The organism is Streptomyces sp. NBC_00525, from assembly GCF_036346595.1.
Taxonomy (GTDB): domain Bacteria; phylum Actinomycetota; class Actinomycetes; order Streptomycetales; family Streptomycetaceae; genus Streptomyces.
Genome location: NZ_CP107834.1, coordinates 103726 through 121633, shown reverse-complemented (window position 1 = coordinate 121633; position 17908 = coordinate 103726). Strand labels below are relative to the sequence as shown.

Annotated in this window: 18 protein-coding genes and 1 pseudogene; 10 read left to right on the top strand and 9 right to left on the bottom strand. The window is 69.8% G+C overall.

The window, feature by feature from the left end:
* Positions 1-111 precede the first annotated feature (111 nt).
* The 6 genes and pseudogenes from OG710_RS00540 to OG710_RS00515 form a co-directional block, all read right to left on the bottom strand.
* Positions 112-363: a hypothetical protein gene (locus tag OG710_RS00540; RefSeq protein ID WP_330237563.1), complete on the bottom strand. Its 252-nt coding sequence runs from the start codon at positions 361-363 to the stop codon at positions 112-114.
* Between the two features lie 600 nt (positions 364-963).
* A complete protein-coding gene (locus OG710_RS00535; RefSeq protein WP_330237562.1) occupies positions 964-1512 on the bottom strand; it encodes a sigma-70 family RNA polymerase sigma factor in 549 nt (182 codons plus the stop codon).
* A 201-nt stretch (positions 1513-1713) separates the two neighbouring features.
* Positions 1714-2470: pseudogene (locus OG710_RS00530) on the bottom strand (MerR family transcriptional regulator).
* A 75-nt stretch (positions 2471-2545) separates the two neighbouring features.
* Complete coding sequence (locus OG710_RS00525; protein WP_330237561.1) at positions 2546-3967, bottom strand: hypothetical protein; 1422 nt, start codon at positions 3965-3967, stop codon at positions 2546-2548.
* A gap of 120 nt (positions 3968-4087) precedes the next feature.
* A complete protein-coding gene (locus OG710_RS00520; RefSeq protein ID WP_330237560.1) occupies positions 4088-4612 on the bottom strand; it encodes a GNAT family N-acetyltransferase in 525 nt (174 codons plus the stop codon).
* Positions 4613-4683: 71 nt separating this feature from the next.
* Positions 4684-5592 (bottom strand): TetR/AcrR family transcriptional regulator C-terminal domain-containing protein, encoded by a 909-nt coding sequence (locus tag OG710_RS00515; RefSeq protein ID WP_330237559.1) that lies wholly within the window; start codon positions 5590-5592, stop codon positions 4684-4686.
* A 115-nt stretch (positions 5593-5707) separates the two neighbouring features.
* Between OG710_RS00515 and OG710_RS00510 the strand changes: the two genes are divergently transcribed.
* The 6 genes from OG710_RS00510 to OG710_RS00485 all read left to right on the top strand — a co-directional run bounded on the left by OG710_RS00510 (position 5708) and on the right by OG710_RS00485 (position 10662).
* On the top strand, positions 5708-7267 hold the full coding sequence (locus OG710_RS00510; protein WP_330237558.1) for an MFS transporter: 1560 nt from the start codon (positions 5708-5710) through the stop codon (positions 7265-7267).
* Between the two features lie 206 nt (positions 7268-7473).
* Positions 7474-7737, top strand: a complete 264-nt coding sequence (locus tag OG710_RS00505; protein ID WP_330242116.1) for a DUF2199 domain-containing protein — start codon at positions 7474-7476, stop codon at positions 7735-7737.
* Positions 7737-8399, top strand: coding sequence for a hypothetical protein (locus OG710_RS00500; protein ID WP_330237557.1), 663 nt, complete (start codon positions 7737-7739; stop codon positions 8397-8399). Before OG710_RS00505 ends, OG710_RS00500 begins: the two co-directional genes overlap by 1 nt.
* A gap of 46 nt (positions 8400-8445) precedes the next feature.
* Entirely contained in the window at positions 8446-8988 is a 543-nt protein-coding gene (locus tag OG710_RS00495) for a DUF6000 family protein (RefSeq protein WP_443064311.1), read from the top strand.
* Positions 8989-9292: 304 nt separating this feature from the next.
* Positions 9293-9778, top strand: coding sequence for a WapI family immunity protein (locus tag OG710_RS00490; protein WP_330237555.1), 486 nt, complete (start codon positions 9293-9295; stop codon positions 9776-9778).
* Between the two features lie 419 nt (positions 9779-10197).
* The gene (locus OG710_RS00485) at positions 10198-10662 is read left to right on the top strand and encodes a ricin-type beta-trefoil lectin domain protein (protein WP_330237554.1); all 465 of its coding nucleotides are present in this window, start codon (positions 10198-10200) and stop codon (positions 10660-10662) included.
* 88 nt (positions 10663-10750) lie between these two features.
* On the opposite strand, the gene OG710_RS00480 is transcribed toward OG710_RS00485, so the two are convergent.
* Complete coding sequence (locus OG710_RS00480; RefSeq protein ID WP_330237553.1) at positions 10751-11581, bottom strand: class I SAM-dependent methyltransferase; 831 nt, start codon at positions 11579-11581, stop codon at positions 10751-10753.
* A gap of 72 nt (positions 11582-11653) precedes the next feature.
* Between OG710_RS00480 and OG710_RS00475 the strand changes: the two genes are divergently transcribed.
* Positions 11654-12241, top strand: coding sequence for a TetR/AcrR family transcriptional regulator (locus tag OG710_RS00475; protein WP_330237552.1), 588 nt, complete (start codon positions 11654-11656; stop codon positions 12239-12241).
* Positions 12242-12692: 451 nt separating this feature from the next.
* Here the strand turns inward: OG710_RS00475 and OG710_RS00470 are convergent, their stop codons facing one another.
* Positions 12693-12959: a winged helix-turn-helix transcriptional regulator gene (locus OG710_RS00470; RefSeq protein WP_330237551.1), complete on the bottom strand. Its 267-nt coding sequence runs from the start codon at positions 12957-12959 to the stop codon at positions 12693-12695.
* A 310-nt stretch (positions 12960-13269) separates the two neighbouring features.
* On the opposite strand from OG710_RS00470, the gene OG710_RS00465 reads away from it, so the two are divergent.
* The 3 genes from OG710_RS00465 to ctaF all read left to right on the top strand — a co-directional run bounded on the left by OG710_RS00465 (position 13270) and on the right by ctaF (position 15838).
* Positions 13270-13563, top strand: coding sequence for a DUF1330 domain-containing protein (locus OG710_RS00465; protein WP_330237550.1), 294 nt, complete (start codon positions 13270-13272; stop codon positions 13561-13563).
* Positions 13564-13760: 197 nt separating this feature from the next.
* A complete protein-coding gene (ctaD, locus tag OG710_RS00460) occupies positions 13761-15452 on the top strand; it encodes an aa3-type cytochrome oxidase subunit I (protein WP_330237549.1) in 1692 nt (563 codons plus the stop codon).
* Positions 15449-15838 carry an aa3-type cytochrome oxidase subunit IV gene (gene ctaF, locus OG710_RS00455; protein WP_330237548.1) on the top strand — a complete coding sequence of 130 codons (390 nt, stop codon included), beginning with the start codon at positions 15449-15451 and terminating at the stop codon, positions 15836-15838. Before ctaD ends, ctaF begins: the two co-directional genes overlap by 4 nt.
* On the opposite strand, the gene qcrB is transcribed toward ctaF, so the two are convergent.
* Positions 15799-17478 carry a cytochrome bc1 complex cytochrome b subunit gene (qcrB, locus tag OG710_RS00450; RefSeq protein WP_330237547.1) on the bottom strand — a complete coding sequence of 560 codons (1680 nt, stop codon included), beginning with the start codon at positions 17476-17478 and terminating at the stop codon, positions 15799-15801. The genes ctaF and qcrB overlap by 40 nt on opposite strands.
* Positions 17479-17908 lie beyond the last annotated feature (430 nt).

The following is a 17908-nucleotide window of genomic DNA, read 5'->3' as shown; positions in this document are numbered from 1 at the left end:
CGTACCGGGTTCGGGCGAGGTCGAAGGGGAGCAGGGGGACCACCCTGCCAGATCCGGCGCGAAGGGATGCGGCAGACACCCCTTGGGGCGGATTCCTGCGGCGGTCCGTCGCTACGAGTGCGCGATCTTCTCCTGGACGGTGAAGACGAAGCCGGTGGTGACGATGAAGGCGCTGGCGCTCCAGCCGACGCTGAGGAGCGGTGTCGCGTCGAGACCGCGGACGACGAGATAGGTGACGAGTGCCGCGATGACGCCCGTCATCAGGGCGAGCGCGATCTTGAGGTACTTGATCTTCGTAGTGGCTCGCTTCAGGTCCCGGGTGAGGGCCTGGTTCTGGACCCGGAGCTGGGCTGGGGTGGTCATGTCGGTGAAGTCCTTGGGGGACGGGGTCGCAGCGCCTGGTGGTGCGAGGAGGGGTGCCGGCGAGTGGCGGGTGGTTCCGGCTGCGCGGTTGTTGTTCCTTACGACGCGGTCCGGGCCCGTCGCGTGAGCGACGGGCCCGGTTCCCCCGAAACGGTGGCCGCAGCGCTACCCCCGATGCGGCTGGTGCTGCAGATCGGTCTGTTCAGTGATTCCTGTGTTGAGTGGCGCTACATGGTGGTTCTGCGAGAAATCGTCCAAGCGTTCCCCCCCCGTTAGTCCGTGGCCAGGTTCGGCCGACCGAGTCGGTGAGTACGCGGCTGCGCGGCAGTGGCGTTGCGAGCGGGGGACCGGCCCCATGCCGGTGAACCGGTGAGCAGGTTGTCGATGAGCCGGTACACACGGGTGCAGAGCACTGACAGCAGGGTCAGCACCATCACAAGAGGGGCGGTGAATCGGTGGGACATCATGATGTTCCTTTGACTGTAGGGGTCTCAGGAGAAGGCGCGCCCTGCCGGGCTAGCCCTCCCCTCCGGTCTGGGGTCGGGGGTACCGAAACTGAGGGGGGAATCGGTACCCCGAGCCGTAGGCCAGAGGGGAGGGCTAGTCCTCCGCGGCGAGCCGGCGCATCACCGCCGGTTCCCGGAGCTTCCGGTTGGCTGCCCGGATCATCTGGCGCACCGCGCTGTCGCTGGCCACACCGGCGAGTTCGGCGATGCTGCGGGAGTCGAGTCCGTAGTAGTGCTTGAGGATGTACACCTTGTGCTGCTGCGGGGTCAGTTCCTCGCGCAGGACCGACTGAATCCGCACCAGATCCACATCGCGGTCGAAGTCGATCATGATGGCGGCCTCGCTGAACTCGTCCAGGTCTCCGCCGGCGAAGGCGTCGGCATGCCTGCCGAGCTGGCGGAGCACGTCGGTCGCCGCGTTCCCGCAGACGGTCGCCATGTAGGCGTCCGGCTTCTCGACCGGCGGCCCGGACTGCAGACGCTTGAACATGCGGATGAGCGCTTCCTGCCACACCTCTTCGACGTGTCCGCGTGCGATGCGCTTCTCGATCACCCGCTTGAAGTGCTTCTCGCGGCTCTTCAGGTGCAGGATGTGTTCTTCGACTGAGCGGTCCGCGCTGGGACCACCGGACGACTGCGTCATCGGGCTGTGCTCCGATCATGAATAGCTGTTGCCCCAGCCGAACTAGGGAGTCTGGTCCCCAGGCCCTCACCGCCGGGCTTCTGTAAACGAGGACGCGCGGGACTCGCCAAACGTGAGGCAGCATCACGAAGGTCTTCCACGCGGATGTCCCGACGACCTGTTTCGGACGTCGGGCCCTCCTCCCGGCCGCCGGGCGCGGGACTACTCCACCGGGCACGGCCGCCCGGTGTGGGCGCGCAACGCGTGCCTGAACCACGTGAACACCTGGGCCGGGCTGGGCGGGACGGGCCAGCCGTTGATGACGGCGAGCAAGCGCCAGTAGCGTTCCGCGCGGGGGTCGCCGGCCACCTCCAGGCGGGTCAGCAGCCAGCGGCGCGGTTCGGTGTCGTCGGCGCGGCCGAAGATCTGGGCGTAGCGGACGGTGAGGGCGTCGATGACGGGTGCGGCCTCGGCCGAGGCCGGGTCGATGCCCGCGTCGAGCGCGCGGCCGGCGCTGTCCCGGACCGCCTCGGTCAGGTCGTGGTGCAAGCCGGTGACGTCGATGAAGTCGGTGATCAGGCGTCGGCGTTCGTCGTCGGAAAGCTTCGCGAACTTGTGCATGAGGTCCATCTCCTCGGGGCTGGAGCCACGTTTGGCCACCGCGCGCAGCACGGCGCGTCGCAGTCGCAGGGTGCGGATCTGCGCCTCCAGGGCATCGGCATGCGCGGCCCGCGCCCTCGGGCACCGAGACCTCCCGGTCCAGCATCCGCCGGATGACGGCGAGGCCGAGTCCCGGGTCGCGCAAGGTGCGCACCAGATCAAGACGCGTGAGCGCGCCGATGTCGTAGAGCCGGTAGCCGGCCGGGCTGCGGTCGGTCGGCGGCACGATCCCGGTGTCCGAGTAGAACCGGATGGTCTTGACCGTCAACGCGGTCCGCCGGGCCAGGTCACCGATCGTGAAGAGCATGTCGCCGTTCATGCCCTCACTCCCACGCCTCCCCCTACGGGAGACTCAAGCCACTCTCCGACCGTCCGCAGGCGCCTTGGCGCGGCCTCAGATGTTCAGCCCGGCTTCCCACAGACGTCGGCGCAGCACGTAGTCGCTGAAGAGATGGCGGCTCCGGTCGAGCAGTTCACCCACCTCCGAGTCGCCGCGCCGCCCGTCCGGGGACGGACGCCAGCGCTGCACCGACTGTGCGGCCCAGGTGCGCAGCTTCAGATCCGGGTCCTCGAACAGACCGACCGCCGCCCGCAGCGCCACGATGCCACCGTGCGCGTCGAGCAGCCGGAACGCGCCGAGGCGGACGTGCCGCGGCCGCTCGGAGCCGGTGCGCTCCAGTAGCCAATCGGCGGGCAGCTTGTCGGCGGAGGGCAGCAGGGCGGCAACGGTCTCGCGGACGACCCCGGAGGCAGGGTCGTCGAGGAGCGGCCGCAACTGCTTCGCATCCGTGCGGTCCAGCGCCCGCAACCCTGCTACCGCCCGCGCCCGCACCCCGGCCTCGGGGTGCGCCAGCAGCGGCCACAGCAACCCGGCGTCCGCGCGGTTCCCGCACTCGGCCAGCCCGATGGCCGCACCGGGCGGCAACTCGGGGTCTCCGGCCGCCGCGCACCGCTCCCGATACCAGGCCACCGGGTCACCACCCTGCTGTCGTACGACATACCGGGCGCAGGCACGCACAAGCGCGGAACGGTCGCTGAGAAACGGCTCAGCCTGCTGAGGCCGCCCTGCTCGCCTCAGCGCGGTGACGCCGGCCGAACGGACACGAGGGTTGCGTGCGGACAACAGCGAGGGCAGCACATCCTCGTAGTCTTCCTCATTCGCCAGAGCCGTGAGCGCCGCTGTGGCACACAGGTCCTGGACCACGGTGTCCTGGTCCCCGGCGGCCACACGGGCCAGCTCTGCGGGACGGAGCAGCTTGCCCTCGACGGCCAGCCGGTACGCGAACCGCCGGACGACGCGGTCGTGGTCAGCGAAGAGAACGGCGAGCTGACCGACGGCCGCCTGGCGCAGGATCTGACTGAGCAGATCCACGCCGAACGCACCTCTGTCGCGGCGGCCGACGCGCAGGACGAGCGACGCGAGGTCGAGGGCAGAGTCCACGTTCAAGGCCGCGCACAGCGACTGCCGCGCCTGCTCGCGCACCGGGCCGACCCAGTCGGCGCAACGGATCACGACCAACGGCAGCAGAGCGGGGTACCGCTCCGACTGACGCACCGCTTCCTGTCGGATTCGGCCGTTGCGGTGGCAGAGGGCAAGCGCGAGCCCGGACTCGCCGACCTGGGTCAGGTCGGGAGGCAGTGGCGCGGAATGCTCCCAACCCGGCAGGAACTGCGGGCGGTACCAGGCCACCTCACGTACGCCTGCGTCCAACGCGAGCCAGTCGGCCGGGTCAGCGACATCCAGCGCGCTGCGAAGCGGCGCCCCATCGGCGAGCCGCTGTGCTGCCGCCGTCCCACCCTCGACGTTCTCCAGCATGTCCGCCCCCTCCACCGGTCGTACCAGGTGATCGTACGGACTCGACCCCTGGGCATCAGCCGCTGAGGCCCTCCGCGAAACCTTCCGGGCCAACCCGAACGAGGCCCGCGCGCGGGGTTTCTACTCTCCTCCGCCCGGCAGGGACTTCTCGAAGAGCGTGAACGACTTGGGCCTGCCGTCGGGCTGCGGCTTGCCCTCCTTACGTCCCACAACCTGATAGCCGGCGCTGAGGTAGTACGCGTTCAGGGGCGCGTTGTCGGCCAGGCAGTCCAGCCGGACCAGCGGCCGGCCGGTCTCGGCCACGCGGCGCTCGGCGACTCGTAGGAGCTGCCGCCCCGTCCCGGACGGAGCGCTGCGGTGGTTCACCATCAGCCGGTGCACATAGCCGGCTGTCGACGGCTGAGGGCCCCAGGCGTCCTCGTCCTCCCACCACAGCTCCCAGGCCCCGACCACACGATCGGCCGACTCCGCGAGCCAGACCTCCCCGTGCTCCATGACCCGGCGGAAGTGGTCCACGCCGAGCTCGCCGGGCAGCCACTGACCGGTGACCCCTCGGGCGACCATCCAGCGGGCGGCGTCGTCGCGCAGACGTACGACGGAGGCGAGGTCGGTGTCGTCAGCGAGACGGAAGCGCGGAGCGTTCACGTCGCGATCTTCGCACGGGTGCCTTGCGGTTGAGCGTCCAAGCCCGCACTCCGGATGTGGGTTCCATGGATCTAGTCTCTGGATTGCTCGATGAGCGAGGCGACTCCGTCCAGCATCCGTGCGAGTCCGAACTCGAAGAGCGCGTCGAGTTCGAGGTCGAAATCCTCCTGGGCGAAGAGAGTGGACAAGATCGGATAGGACCCGGTGGTCTGGATCATTGCCATCCGCGCCTCGTTGGAGGCCATCCACTCCTCGGGGGTCATCCCCGTCTCCTGCCATGCCTGCGTCTCCAACTCGACGGCCGCCGCGATGCCTTGGGCATATCCGAGAAGAGCGAGGTGGGTGTGGATGACCTGGGTCGGCGTCAGCCCCACGCCCTGCAGGGCGCTGAGGACCCGCTCGGCGTAGCGCATTGCGTGGGGCGAGGCCATCGGCCGGGTGAGAGCGGACATGGCTCGCGCCAACCAGGGGTGACGCCGGTACAGCCCCCACACCCACCGGATCTCCCTTTCCAGTTGTGCTCGCCAGCCGCGCGGTCGCGCTCCCGGTGGCTCCCCGTTGAACACGGTCTCCGACATCAGCCGTACGAGTTCGCCCTTGCTCGGCACATGGCGGTAGAGCGCCATGGTGGACACACCGAAATCGGTCGCGACTCGGCGCATGGAGAGTGCGGCGAGCCCTTCGGCGTCGACGAGGGCGATCGCGGCGCGGACGACGCGGTCCCGGTTCAGTCCGTGGCGGGGCGTCGGGGGCCGTTCCCGTCCCGACTCGGCCACCACGGTGCCGACACCCGGCACGGCCCGCACCAGACCCTCCTGGTTCAAGGTGGCGAGAGCCTTCGTCGCGGTCGCCATGGCGACGCCCCACTCCTGGGTGATGCCCCGTGTGGAGGGGACGCGCGCACCGGGGGCGAGTTCACCCGAGGCGATGCGTCGACGGATGTCAGCAGCGATACGGAGGTAGGGCGGTTCCTCGGCCATGACCGCACTGTACTAGTGCACTCACCGGGCATTCATCCCGCTCAGTGCCGCGAAGCATGGGGTGCACTAGGGCTGTGCTTGCGGCGTACGCCACGTCCTCGGTTCTCTGCCGTGCATGGAGAACACACCCCGCCACCGCGCGGGACGCAAGGAGTGGACCGCGCTCGCCGTCCTCATGCTGCCCCTGGCCCTCGTATCGATGGACGTCTCGGTCCTGTACTTCGCGATTCCGTACATCAGCCAGGACCTGCAACCCAGCGCCACACAGCAGTTGTGGATTCTCGACATGTACGGCTTCGTCCTCGCCGGCCTGCTCATCACCATGGGTGCGCTCGGCGACCGGATCGGCCGACGCTCGCTGGTACTCGCGGGAGCGGCCCTGTTCGGAGCGGCCTCGGTCGCCGCCGCGTACGCGCACACGGCTGAACTGCTCATCGGCGTACGCGCGTTGCTGGGCGTCGGCGGCGCCGCCCTGATCCCGTCGACCCTGGCCCTGATCCGCAACCTCTTCCACGATGACAAGCAGCGCGGCAAGGCGGTGACCCTGTGGACTGCCGTCATGACCACGGGCATCTCACTGGGGCCCGTGGTCAGCGGCCTGTTGCTGGAACACTTCTGGTGGGGCTCGGTCTTCCTGATCAACCTGCCCGCGATGGTGCTGCTGTTCGTGCTGGTGCCGTTCCTGGTGCCTGAGTTCAAGTCACCGAAGGGCGAGCCCTTCGACCTGCTGAGCGCGTTGCTGTCACTGAGCGCTGTACTCCTGGTCACCTACGGGATCAAGGAATGGGCCAGGCACGGGTACGAGCCGGTGCCCGCCGTCGCCATCAGCTCGGGGGTGGTGCTCGGCTTCGTCTTCGTACGCCGACAGCAGCGCCTTCCGCATCCGCTGATCGACCTCGGTCTGCTCGGCCGGCGCACCTTCGGCGGCCCGGTGGTCGCCAACCTCCTCGCGATGTTCGCCACGGTCGGGATGGCCGTCTTCTTCACGCAGTACCTGCAGTCCGTCCTCGGCCTGAGCCCGTTCGACGCCGCGCTGTGGAGCCTGGTGCCGGCCGCCGGAGTCGCCATCATGGCCCCGGCCGGAGCCGCGCTCGCACAGCGTATGGACCGCGCGTACGTCATGGGCGGCGGCTTCCTCCTCTCCGCTTGCGGGTTTCTCTGGCTGGCCCAGGTACGTACCGACTCGGCGCTCTCGTTCACCCTGGTCGGCGCGTCCGTGTACGCGGGCGGCCTGGTCGCCGCCATGACGCTCGCCAACGAACTCGCCCTCGGCGCGGCCCCGCCGGATCGCGCGGGATCAGCAGCGGCCGTGTTGGAGTCGGGCCAGGAACTCGGCGGAGCGCTGGGCATGGCGATCCTCGGAACCATCGGGGCAGCGGTCTACAGCCGGGACATGGCCGGCGCGCTTCCCTCGGGAGTGCCGCAGGCGGAGGCCGTGCGGGAAACGCTGGGTGGTGCCACGGCCGCCGCGGCCCAACTCCCGTACGGCACCGCGGAAGCCGTACTGGTGGCCGCGCGAGGCGCCTTCACGCACGGGATGAGCATCGCGGCCGTCGGCGCGGCCGTCGTCATGGCCGGTGCCGGCCTCTTCTCGTGCACCTGGCTGAGGGGTGCGGGCAGGACGAGGCGCCCGGCGGAGGCACCTGCCGACTCGCGGCCCGCGACACCTGCGTAGGCCCTGGGCAGGATCGCGCTCGGGGCTCGGACTGGGGCTCGGACCGGGTTGACGGCGGGCCATGCGCACCGTTCCGGAGCAAGGGCCATCACCTGTCCTTCGGAGGATTCGGCTACATCGGGAGGCTGTCGCTAGGCTCCGGGCCCATGACCAGTGATGTGGGGTTCACCTGCGGGTGCTGCGGGGCCCACCACCCCGAGCTGCCGATGAACTACACGGCCGAGGCCCCCGCTGTGTGGGAGCCGGCCTTCGCCGACGCAGAGGACTGCTTGCTGTCTGCGGACCAGTGCGTGGTTCGCGGGCAGCACTACTTCGTCGTCCATACCCGCCCGGTGGGCGAGCGCCCCTTCGTCGAGCTGAAGCCCACGGACCACCCCCTCGCCGTCGAGCAGCGCACGGGAATCAGCCCGGAGCGCGTACGGGAGATCGCGTCGGCCTTGCTCCACGCCGGAGACGGGGAACCGCGATAATGGCTGACCGGCCCGCCTCAGCCGTCCCGATCGCGCCTGCCGGCCTGAGCCGCAGAGCCCAGTGGTTTGTCGAGACGCAGGGTATCCGCGTTCACCGGCAGGACGTACGGCGACACCGCGACGCGTGGATCGAGCACGGGGTGCCCGCTACGGAGATCGGACGCGCCACTGCCTTCCAGGACCGCTGGGGCGGCCTCGCCCTCCCGCCGGCCCCGTTCTACGAGGGCGGTCCGCGTGTCCTGAGCGCCGGCTGCCCCGAGGAGGTGGCCGCAGAAGGCTGGTCGTTCCGAGCAGGGGACTGCCGGGTGTCCATGGCGTACGGCTTCGCGATCGGACCCGACGGCGCGTTCGGTATCGACGCCTCTCGTTGGACGCCCCTGCATGCCAGTACGGACGGATGGGTCGAATCCCTGGCGCTCGCGGCTCATGCCCGCCGCTGGGCCACAACCGTCACACGGGTCACGCGCGAGGCCGTCGATGCGCTGGACCTCGGCGCATTCGAGCCGGTGCCCGAAGTACAGGGTGTGACCGACTCCTGGTGGCGGGGCGAGGACTCTCTCATCGCTGTGTACCGGGGTGAGGCCGTGGGCCTCGACGCCCCGCAATGCCTCGAAGCGCACATCTACGCGGGCCTCGACGAATGGGGCCTATACGGTGGCTGACCTACCGGTCTTGGTTCGCCGCTATGTCACGCCCGAGCGGCGCTACATGAAGCTCGGCGGTGGCTTGCTGCGTATGCAAAGTCCTGCGCGCGACCGATTTGTACGAGACCTTCGTGACGACGCGGGACTTATCACGGCAGATGAGGTCACCAAGCTCCTTGAGGGCGGCTGGCGGGAGCGGAGAACTGCGGCGTGGCTCGTAGCTGTCTCCCACCGGACCGAGTTTCGTGAGCGCCTCGGGGAACTCCTGCTGGCCAGCGAAGTGTGCTGCGCCGGGCTGGCCTATTGCGTGGCCCTGGCCGGCTTCGGAACGGCGCGCGACGCTGATCTATTCGCCGCCTACCTGGATCGCTACCTCCGCCGCCCCGACCTCGGGTACGACCAGGCCGTCGTCATGGGCGCTCTCCGGTTCATCGACCTGAACCTTGGAGGTGGCCATGCCGACCGCTTCCGAGAACCGGGCGGCCTGTGGGAGCAGTGGCTCCGGGAGGCACCCCACATGAACGGCGACTCCGATCCCACCCCCTCCTTCCTGAACCTCATCCGCCGGCTCTGCGCATTCGTCGACGAGTGCGCAGCGGCGCCATGACCGCGCCCATCCCGTTGCCGTCCGAACCGCGCTCAAGATGGAAGCCGTACGCCTGCGCCGCGGCTGCGAAGCACGTTCCAGCGCCTTGTCGACTACGCGCTGGTCGCGGATCAGCAGGGGCGCGGGATGGCCACAATCGCACCAGCGCAGCACGCCGGTCTCGGTGTTCAGCTGACACCCATGGGTCTGGATTCCCTGCTCGGCCCCGGCGCCGCGCGCGAAGTGCACGAGCAAGCCCTGGAACCCGCTCCTCACCCGGCCGGGGCGCAGTCCGCTGCCGGTCGGCGCATGACATCCTGGCCCGGTGCTCCTGAACGATCTCTCCAGCAGCGTCGACCTCCGCCCAGTGCGCTATCAGTTCGCCACCGTTCGAGGCGACTCGTACGACGACAACTGGCTGGTCATCGAGGGCACGGTGGCGACTCCCGAAGGAAAGTGGTCCTTCGCCGACCCGTGTCTGCTCACCGATGAGGCCCGCCAGGTGTCCGCGTGGCTGCGCGCGGTGGCCGCAGGGACGGTGAACGTCACCGAACCCGATGCCGGAGGCGAGCTGTCGCCGGACACGTGGTTCATCGAGCCGGTCGTCGCTTTCAGCCTCGCACAACGAATCGAGAGCGGGACCGCGGTGATCCGCGTTCACCTGTCTCTGGAGGCGGCACCTCCGTGGCAGCAGGGCGATGACGGGGCCGACATCTACCAGTACGTCGTGGAAGTCAGGTTGGACACCGCAACGCTGCTGCGCGCGGCCGACGACTGGGACCGCTCGCTGGCTCCCCTCCCGTCCCGCTGATCCAGCCCCCACACTCACCGGACAACCGATTCCGCTTCCACTACGAGGCAGGTCTCCAGCCGCAGCATGGCCACAACCTGACCGCAGGGCACGCGCGCCCGGTCCGGCCGCTGAGGACCTGTGTCGTGTGCCGGCCGAACCAGACATCGCGGCCCGCGCCGGCTCCGTCGGTCACCAGACCGCTGACGCGGCAGGGCGGATGGAGCCTCGCGCTTCCGGCGGCGTTCGAGCGGACGGCGGCTGCCTCTCAGGGGTGTGATGAATGCTCGATCCGGGTGGATTTCCGCGTCTTTGCTGGTCGGGGGGTTGGCGCCTCTGTCACCGTCGTCGGCGGGCGGGTAGCCCCGGAGCTGTCGTGCCGGGGTGATGCCGGTGCGCATACGGTGCTCCGCGGCCCGCCGCGTACGAGAAGAGGCTCGATGAAGAAGACTGCTGTCTGGGCCGGCGCCGCTGTGCTGGGCGTCTCCGTGCTCACGGGGGCCGGTTCCGCCGGCGCCGCCCAGCCGGACACGAAGGCGGCCGGTGCCTACTGCCTCGCGAACAGCTGGGGCACACCCCAGGTGTCCGTGAAGCCGTGCGATGCCGGTGACCAGGGCCAGCACTGGGTGGTCTCGGGCAACCAGATCGCCCTGGCCGACGCCCGCGCCTACTGCCTCGCCAACACGTGGGGAACGGCGGACGTCTCCACCAAGCCGTGCGACCCGCGCGACCAGGGCCAGTACTGGGACGTGGCGGGTCAGCAGATTTCTCTCAACTTCGCTCCCGCCTACTGCCTCGCCAACGCCTGGGGTACGCCGACCGTCGCCACCAAGCCGTGCGACAGCGCCGACCCGGGGCAGCACTGGGTCGTCTTCAACGACCAGATCAGCCTCGCCCTCGCCTGACAGGCTACGGACCCACCTTCTTGGGGTGTCGCCGAGCGCAGCGGTCTGCCGGCGCCCGGCGCCCGGCGACGTCCGAGGTTTGCGGCGGTCAGGCCGTGGCGGAGCGGGTGGAGGTGATCACCACGGATGTGTACGGCATCGTGGCGTGGCCGCCGAGCTGGTCGATCGCGGCCCCGGCGCTGTCCAGGACCTCCGCCATCTTGTCCGGGGGGAGTTGTGTGAGGCCGCCGAAGGTGGGGAGCTGGTCGAGCCACTCCTTCCGGGAGTAGGTGCGCTCCCAGGCGAAGTGCCATTGTTCGGGCTCGCTGAAGTTGCCGGTCCGGCGGATTCCGTCGGCGATCTTCGCGAACAGCGGCTGGTAGGCGTCCACGGCCGCGCCCTTCAGCAGGCCGGGGTTGAACGGGGAGCCGGGGGCGACTCGCCGGAGCGCTTCGGTAAGCGCGTCGATCATCTCGGCCGGGAGCTGGGGGACGTGATGGAAAGGGGCGAGCCGGCCGCCGGGCCGGAGCACCTGGGCCGCCTTGGCCGCACCGGCGACGGGGTCGACCCAGTGCCAGGCGGTGCCGGCGATGACCGCGTCGAACTGCCGCCCGGCCGGCTGCCAGTCCTCGAACCTGGCGACCTCGACCTCGACACGGCTCTGCCGCGCGAAGGCGGCCATCCGCTCGTCGGGCTCGACACCGAGCACCGAGCACCCGGCTGCCCGGAACTGCCGGGCCTCGATGCCGGTCCCCGCTCCGACGTCGAGGACGCGCCGACCGGGACTTGCCGCGACGATCCTGTCCACCAGGGCCTGGGGATACGACGGTCGGGCGCGGTCGTAGCGTTCGGCGTCCACGCCGAAGGACTCGGCCGTCCGCCGGTGGAGGTGGGGCTCGGGAACGGACTCGTCCGGCTGTTCCTGCGATAGAGTGGGCATGTGCCCACTTTAGTGGGCGAGTGCCCACTTGTTAAGGCGGGCGGCGCGGAAGGGAAGACGATGCCGTCAGGGGTGCATATCCACAACGTGCGCGGCCAGTTGTTCGAAGCCGCTGAGCGCGTGCTGCTTCGGGACGGGCCCGACGCGTTGACCAGCCGGGCGGTCACGGACGAGGCGAACTGCGCCAAGGGCGTGCTGCACCGGCACTTCACCGACTTCGACGCGTTCCTGGCGGAACTCGTCCGCGACCGCGTCCGCGGCATCGAGGAACGGACCACGACCCTGCGCGCGTGCGCCGGCTCAGGAAACGTGGTGGACAACCTCGCCGACGCGCTTCAGGACCTGTTCGGACCGGTCACGGTGGCCATCGTCGCGCTCATCACCTTCCGTGACGGCCTCCGCGCCCGGCTGCGCGAGGACGGGCTGACCGGCATTCCACTCGCTGTGCAGGGCGCCGCCATGATCGCTGCCTATCTCACGGCCGAGCGGGAGTCGGGGCGCCTGGCCGATGACGCGGACATCGACACCCTCGCCCCCACTCTCGTCGGGGCCGGGCATCTGCTGTTCGCCGACCGGACGAGTGCCCCGCCGCAGACCGCAGCCGTCCGCAAGATGGTGGCCACCGTCATCGCGGGCGTGCTGCGGCACCCTCAGCCGTAGGCCGGGCCAGTCACTGCGCCCGCCAGGTCGGCGTACGGCGGAGCACCCGGCGCCCCGGGGAAGTCAGGAGGCGAGTGCGGGGGAGCGGGAGATGTCCGCGGCCGCGTCGGGGTTCGGGTTGTTCCGGCAGTCCGACGGAACGTCCTTCTTGCACGCGCGTTTGAAGGCCGGCTTTGGCGCCCGCACCTGCGCCGGCGCCCCGAAGGCGCTTGCCCGGGCGGGTAGGAGTACGGACACCGTTGCGGCGGCGGCCACGAGGGCACCGACACGCCGGCGGGGCAGAGGCGATTTCGCCATGGACAAGGTCCCTTCATCGCAGGTGAGTTGAAGGGACCCTGAACCAGAACGTCCGAGTGCGTCCCACTGGCTCGCACGGGGAGCCCGGCAAGCGTTCGATCCGGTGACCTCGGCACGGGCCATCCGGCGCAGTACGAGCGAGCGGCTCGTACCGTCAGTCCACCGCCTCGGGCTGCCACCCGGAGGCCCAGTCGTCGAGCGGGGCGAGAGCTACTCGAAGGGTCCTGCCCTGTTCGGTGAGCAGGTACCCCTCGCCGGCGTTCTCGACGAGGTCGGCCTGTCCCAGCTCACGAAGCCTGTCAGCCAGGACGCTCGACGAGACGCCGCCGCATCGTTGCTGGAGCTGGCGGAAGGTCAGGGACGAGCCGTCTCGCAGCTCCCAGAGGACCCGCAGCGCCCAGCGCCGGCCCAGGAGATCCATGAGCGCCATGATCGGACGCCCTGTGTGCGAGCCGCGGACCGGGCGGCCGGGGAGTGGTGTTGGCCGTGTCATCTGCTTCCCTTTCCAAAGCGCCAATGTTAGCGTCGCGCCATGCTTCTGAAATCGAAGCAATCGGCCATGCGTCGAACCGCTCTCGCAGAGGGAAGGCCGACGGACGACTGGTCGCTCACCACTGATCGTGCTGTCGCCGAAGTGGCCGAAGCGGCCAAAGCGGTCGGGGCGGTCGGGGCGGTCGACGAGCTCCATACGACCAAGCCGGATGCACTCAACCCCAACACTGGAGATTCGCATGCCCAAGGGCTACTGGGTCAGCGTCTACCGCACCATCTCCGACCCTGAGAAGCTGGCCGCCTACAACGAGCTGGCCCGGCTGGCCGTCGACCCCGCCGGTGGCCGGACCCTTGTCCGCGGCGGTCGGGTCACGGCACATGACGCCGGAATCGCCGAGCGCACCGTCGTGGTCGAGTTCGACAGCTTCGAGCAGGCCGTCGCGGCGCGCGAGAGTGTGGCCTACCAGCAGGCCCTGGCCGCCCTCTCCGACGGCGTCGAACGCGACTTCCGCATCGTCGAAGGCACCGACTGACCCGAGGCCCAGTCGGAATCTCGCCGAAGGCTCACAGAGCTCCAGGCGAGACACCCGCACCGGGCGCCCCGCCCTCCCCCGTTCGGGTATCCGTCACCCGGGTACACGCCGCTGGTGACGGGCCCGGCCGGGCTCCGGGCCCATGATGGCCGGTGGCCGCCGAGCCGTCTGCGGACCGGGTCCGATCGGGAGGGTGCATGGCGTCGCTGGACGAACAACCGGATACGGAAGTGATCACCGACCCGGAGCAGCGGGCGCGGACCGAGCGGCGGGTCGGCGAAGGCGCGAGAGCGCTGAGGTGGCTGTCGACGACCGATCACAAGGTCATCGGTGACATGTATCTGGTGACCTCGTTCGCGTTCTTCCTGTTCGCCGGGGCCCTGGCCATGGTGATGCGCGCCGAACTCGCCCGACCGGGCATGCAGATCGTGTCCAACGAGCAGTACAACCAGCTGTTCACCGTGCACGGCACCATCATGATGCTGCTGTTCGCGACCCCGACGTTCACGGGCTTCGCCAACGCGATCATGCCGCTCCAGATCGGGGCGCCCGACGTGGCGTTCCCCCGGCTGAACGCGTACACGTACTGGGTGTACCTCTTCGGCGGGCTGATGGTCGTCTCGGGATTCCTGACGGCCAACGGGGCCGCAGCCTTCGGCTGGTTCGCCTATGCGCCGCTCAACGGGCCGGTGTTCTCGCCGGGGGCGGGCGGGGACCTGTGGGTGATGGGACTGGTGGTCGCGGGGCTGAGCACCATCCTCGGCTCGGTCAACTTCATCACCACGATCATCTGCCTGCGGGCCCCGGGGATGACGCTGTTCCGGATGCCGATCTTCACATGGAACGTGCTGTTCACGTCGATCCTGGCGCTGCTCGCGTTCCCGGTGCTCACTGCCGCGCTGCTCGCTCTGGAGGCGGACCGGAAGTTCGGCGCGCACGTCTTCGACGCGGCCAGCGGCGGGGCGCTGCTGTGGCAGCATCTGTTCTGGTTCTTCGGCCACCCCGAGGTGTACATCGTGGCGTTGCCGTTCTTCGGGGTGGTCACGGAGATCCTGCCGGTGTTCAGCCGTAAACCGGCGTTCGGATACGTGGGCCTGGTCGGCGCCACCATCGCCATCACCGGGCTCTCCGCGACGGTCTGGGCCCACCACATGTTCGCGACGGGCGGGGTGCTGCTGCCGTTCTTCTCGCTGATGTCGTTCCTGATCGCGGTGCCGACGGGGGTGAAGTTCTTCAACTGGATCGGCACGATGTGGCACGGCTCGCTGTCGTTCGAGACGCCGATGCTGTGGTCGCTCGGCTTCCTGGCCACCTTCCTGCTCGGCGGGCTGACCGGAGTGCTGATCGCGTCACCGCCGATGGACTTCCACCTGACGGACTCGTATTTCATCGTGGCGCATCTGCACTACGTCCTGTTCGGGACGATCGTCTTCGCCACCTTCGCCGGGTTCTACTTCTGGTGGCCCAAGTTCACCGGCCGGATGCTCGACGAGCGGCTGGGGAAGATCCACTTCTGGACGCTGTTCGTGGGCTTCCAGCTCACCTTCCTCGTCCACCACTGGCTGGGCGAGCAGGGCATGCCCCGCCGGTACGCGGACTACCTGGCCACCGACGGGTTCACCACGCTCAACACCCTGTCCACCATCGGGGCGTTCCTGCTGGGCCTGTCGACGCTGCCGTTCCTGTACAACGTGTGGAAGACCTGGCGGTACGGGGAGCGGGTCACGAGCGACGACCCTTGGGGGTGGGGCCGCTCGCTGGAGTGGGCGACCAGCTGCCCGCCGCCCCGGCACAACTTCCACGCACTGCCCCGGATTCGCTCCGAGTCGCCCGCCTTCGATCTGCACCATCCGGAGGCGGTCACCCCGGCCGGGAGGGCGGACGGATGAAGGGCGAGGCGTGGCTGTTCAGCGGGGTGGCGCTGTTCTTCGCGGTGACCTGTGGGGTGTACGCGGCCTTCGCACCGGACCCGGCGGGCATCGCGGCGCTCGCCGTGTCGGGCCTGATGGCGGCACTGATCTCCGCCTTCCTGTGGCGCCAGGCCCACCGGACGGCCCCGCGCCCGGAGGACCGCGAGGACGCGCGCGTCCACGAGGCGAGCGGCCGGCGCGGCTACTTCCCGGCACGCAGCTACTACCCGGCGATCAGTGCGGCCGGTACGGCGCTGCTGGGCCTGGGCACGGTCGAGGGGCTGTGGCTGTTTCTCATCGGGGTCGGCGTGCTGATCCCGGGCGTCTACGGCTTCGTGTTCCAGAACCCCGACCCGGCGCGCTGATCACCCGGCCGGCGCGGTCCGGCCAGCAGTTCCTCGGCCTCGCGCTCCTGCTCCGGCGTCATCCCGGGGCGCACCTGATCGCGGTAGTACCAGTGGCTGAGCCGTGCTCGCAGCCGCCGGGCGAACCGGGTGCGCGCGGCGGCGCACCGGGGCGCGGGGACGTCCAGCGGCCTGGGGAGCTCCCGCGCCAGCAGGGCGTACCGCTTCTCCTCGGGCAGCGGGGCGTGCTCCGGGTGGTAGCCGCCCTCCACCGACTGCTCCACGCCCCCGGTCTCCTCGCCGTCCGTCAGCAGCTCCCGGTCGTGCGCCTGGAGGGCCAGGCAGAGCCGGTCGGTCACCACGAACGCCACCGGGGGCAGGACGACCAGGGCGATGCGGAACACCCAGGTCAGCCCATGCACCGGTACGTCGAAGACGGCGGCGATCACGTCCTGGCCCCCGGCGAGCAGCAGCACCGCGTAGGCCGTGAGGGCGCCCACGCCCAGGCCGGTGCGGACCGGCCGGTCGCGGGGGCGGTCGCAGAGGTGGCGCTCGCCCGAGCCTCCGGTGATCCAGCGCTCGAAGAACGGGTACGCGTACAGCACGAGGAAGAGCGCGCCGGGCAGCAGCACGCCGGGGACCAGCGGGTTCCACATCAGCGTGTGGCCCCACAGCCGGGTCTCGACGCCGGGCATCAGCCGCAGGGCGCCTTCCAGGAAGCCGACGTACCAGTCGGGCTGGGAGCCGGTGGAGACCTGGTCGGTGTGGTAGGGGCCGTAGTCCCAGATGGGGTTGATCTGGGCGACGGCCCCCAGCACGGCGAGCACGCCGAAGACGATGAAGAAGAGACCGGCCGACTTGGCCGCGTACTGCGGCAGCAGCGGCTTGCCGACGACGTTGCGGCCGGTGCGCCCCGGCCCGGCCCACTGGGTGTGTTTCAGGTGCACGACGAGCAGCAGGTGCAGGCTGATCAGGGCCAGGAGCAGCCCGGGGACCAGCAGGATGTGGACGGGATAGAGCCGGGAGACGATGTCGTCGCCCGGATACTCGCCGCCGAAGACGAAGAAGCTCAGATACGTGCCGACAACCGGGATCGACAGCATGATGCCCTGTGCGGTGCGCAGCCCCGTACCGGACAGCAGGTCGTCGGGGAGCGAGTAGCCGGCGAAGCCTTCCAGGAGGGCGAGGAGGAACATCGTCACCCCCACCGTCCAGTTGACCTCGCGCGGCCTGCGGAACGCGCCGGTGAAGAAGACGCGCAGCATGTGCGCGCCGATCGAGGCGACGAAGACGAGCGCCGCCCAGTGGTGGATCTGCCGGATCAGCAGGCCGCCGCGTACGTCGAAGCTGATGCGGAGGGTGCTGGCGTACGCCTCCGACACGCGGACCCCGCGCAGCGGGGCGTACGAGCCGAGGTAGACCGACTCGGTCATGGACGGCTGGAAGAACAGGGTCAGGTAGACGCCGGTGACCACGAGGACGACGAAGCTGTACAGGGCGAGCTCGCCGAGGAGGAAGGACCAGTGGTCCGGGAAGGCCTTCCGCAGCAGTGCGCGGGCGGCCCCGGCGAGCGGAAGCCGCGCGTCCACGGCATCCGCCGCCCTCGCGCCCGCGCTCCGCGCGCGTGCTTCCACCTGCTCCTTCGCCTTGAACAGCCGCATCGGTGCACCTTCGCCCGTCGGATAAACACTGGAGAGTCCGGATAAGTCGTACCCCGTGTACGGAGAGAGATCACGGACGAGGGTCATGCGGTGCCGCCGGCGGCGGGACGTGACATCTGACGCGATGGCGTTCCCGCTCGCCAGGTGTGTCCCAACTCAGGGCCCGGACGAGGCGGCGACTGCCCTCACCCGGCAGTCCGGGCACCGCCCAATCCTCTTCGCGACGAACAGATGCCGGTAGACCGTCACCTGAGACCGAGGGATGCCACACAGCGTCGCCCCATTCGCCAGGGCGTGCTCCAGGACCGAACCGCCTGTCTCCAGGCACGCCGCGAAGCTCGTCGGGGCGAACCCGAACGCGAACCTGAACGACCGGAAGCGGTGACCAAGCTGCGGCATGGCCACCACCCTCGCACGCGTCCCGACCAAC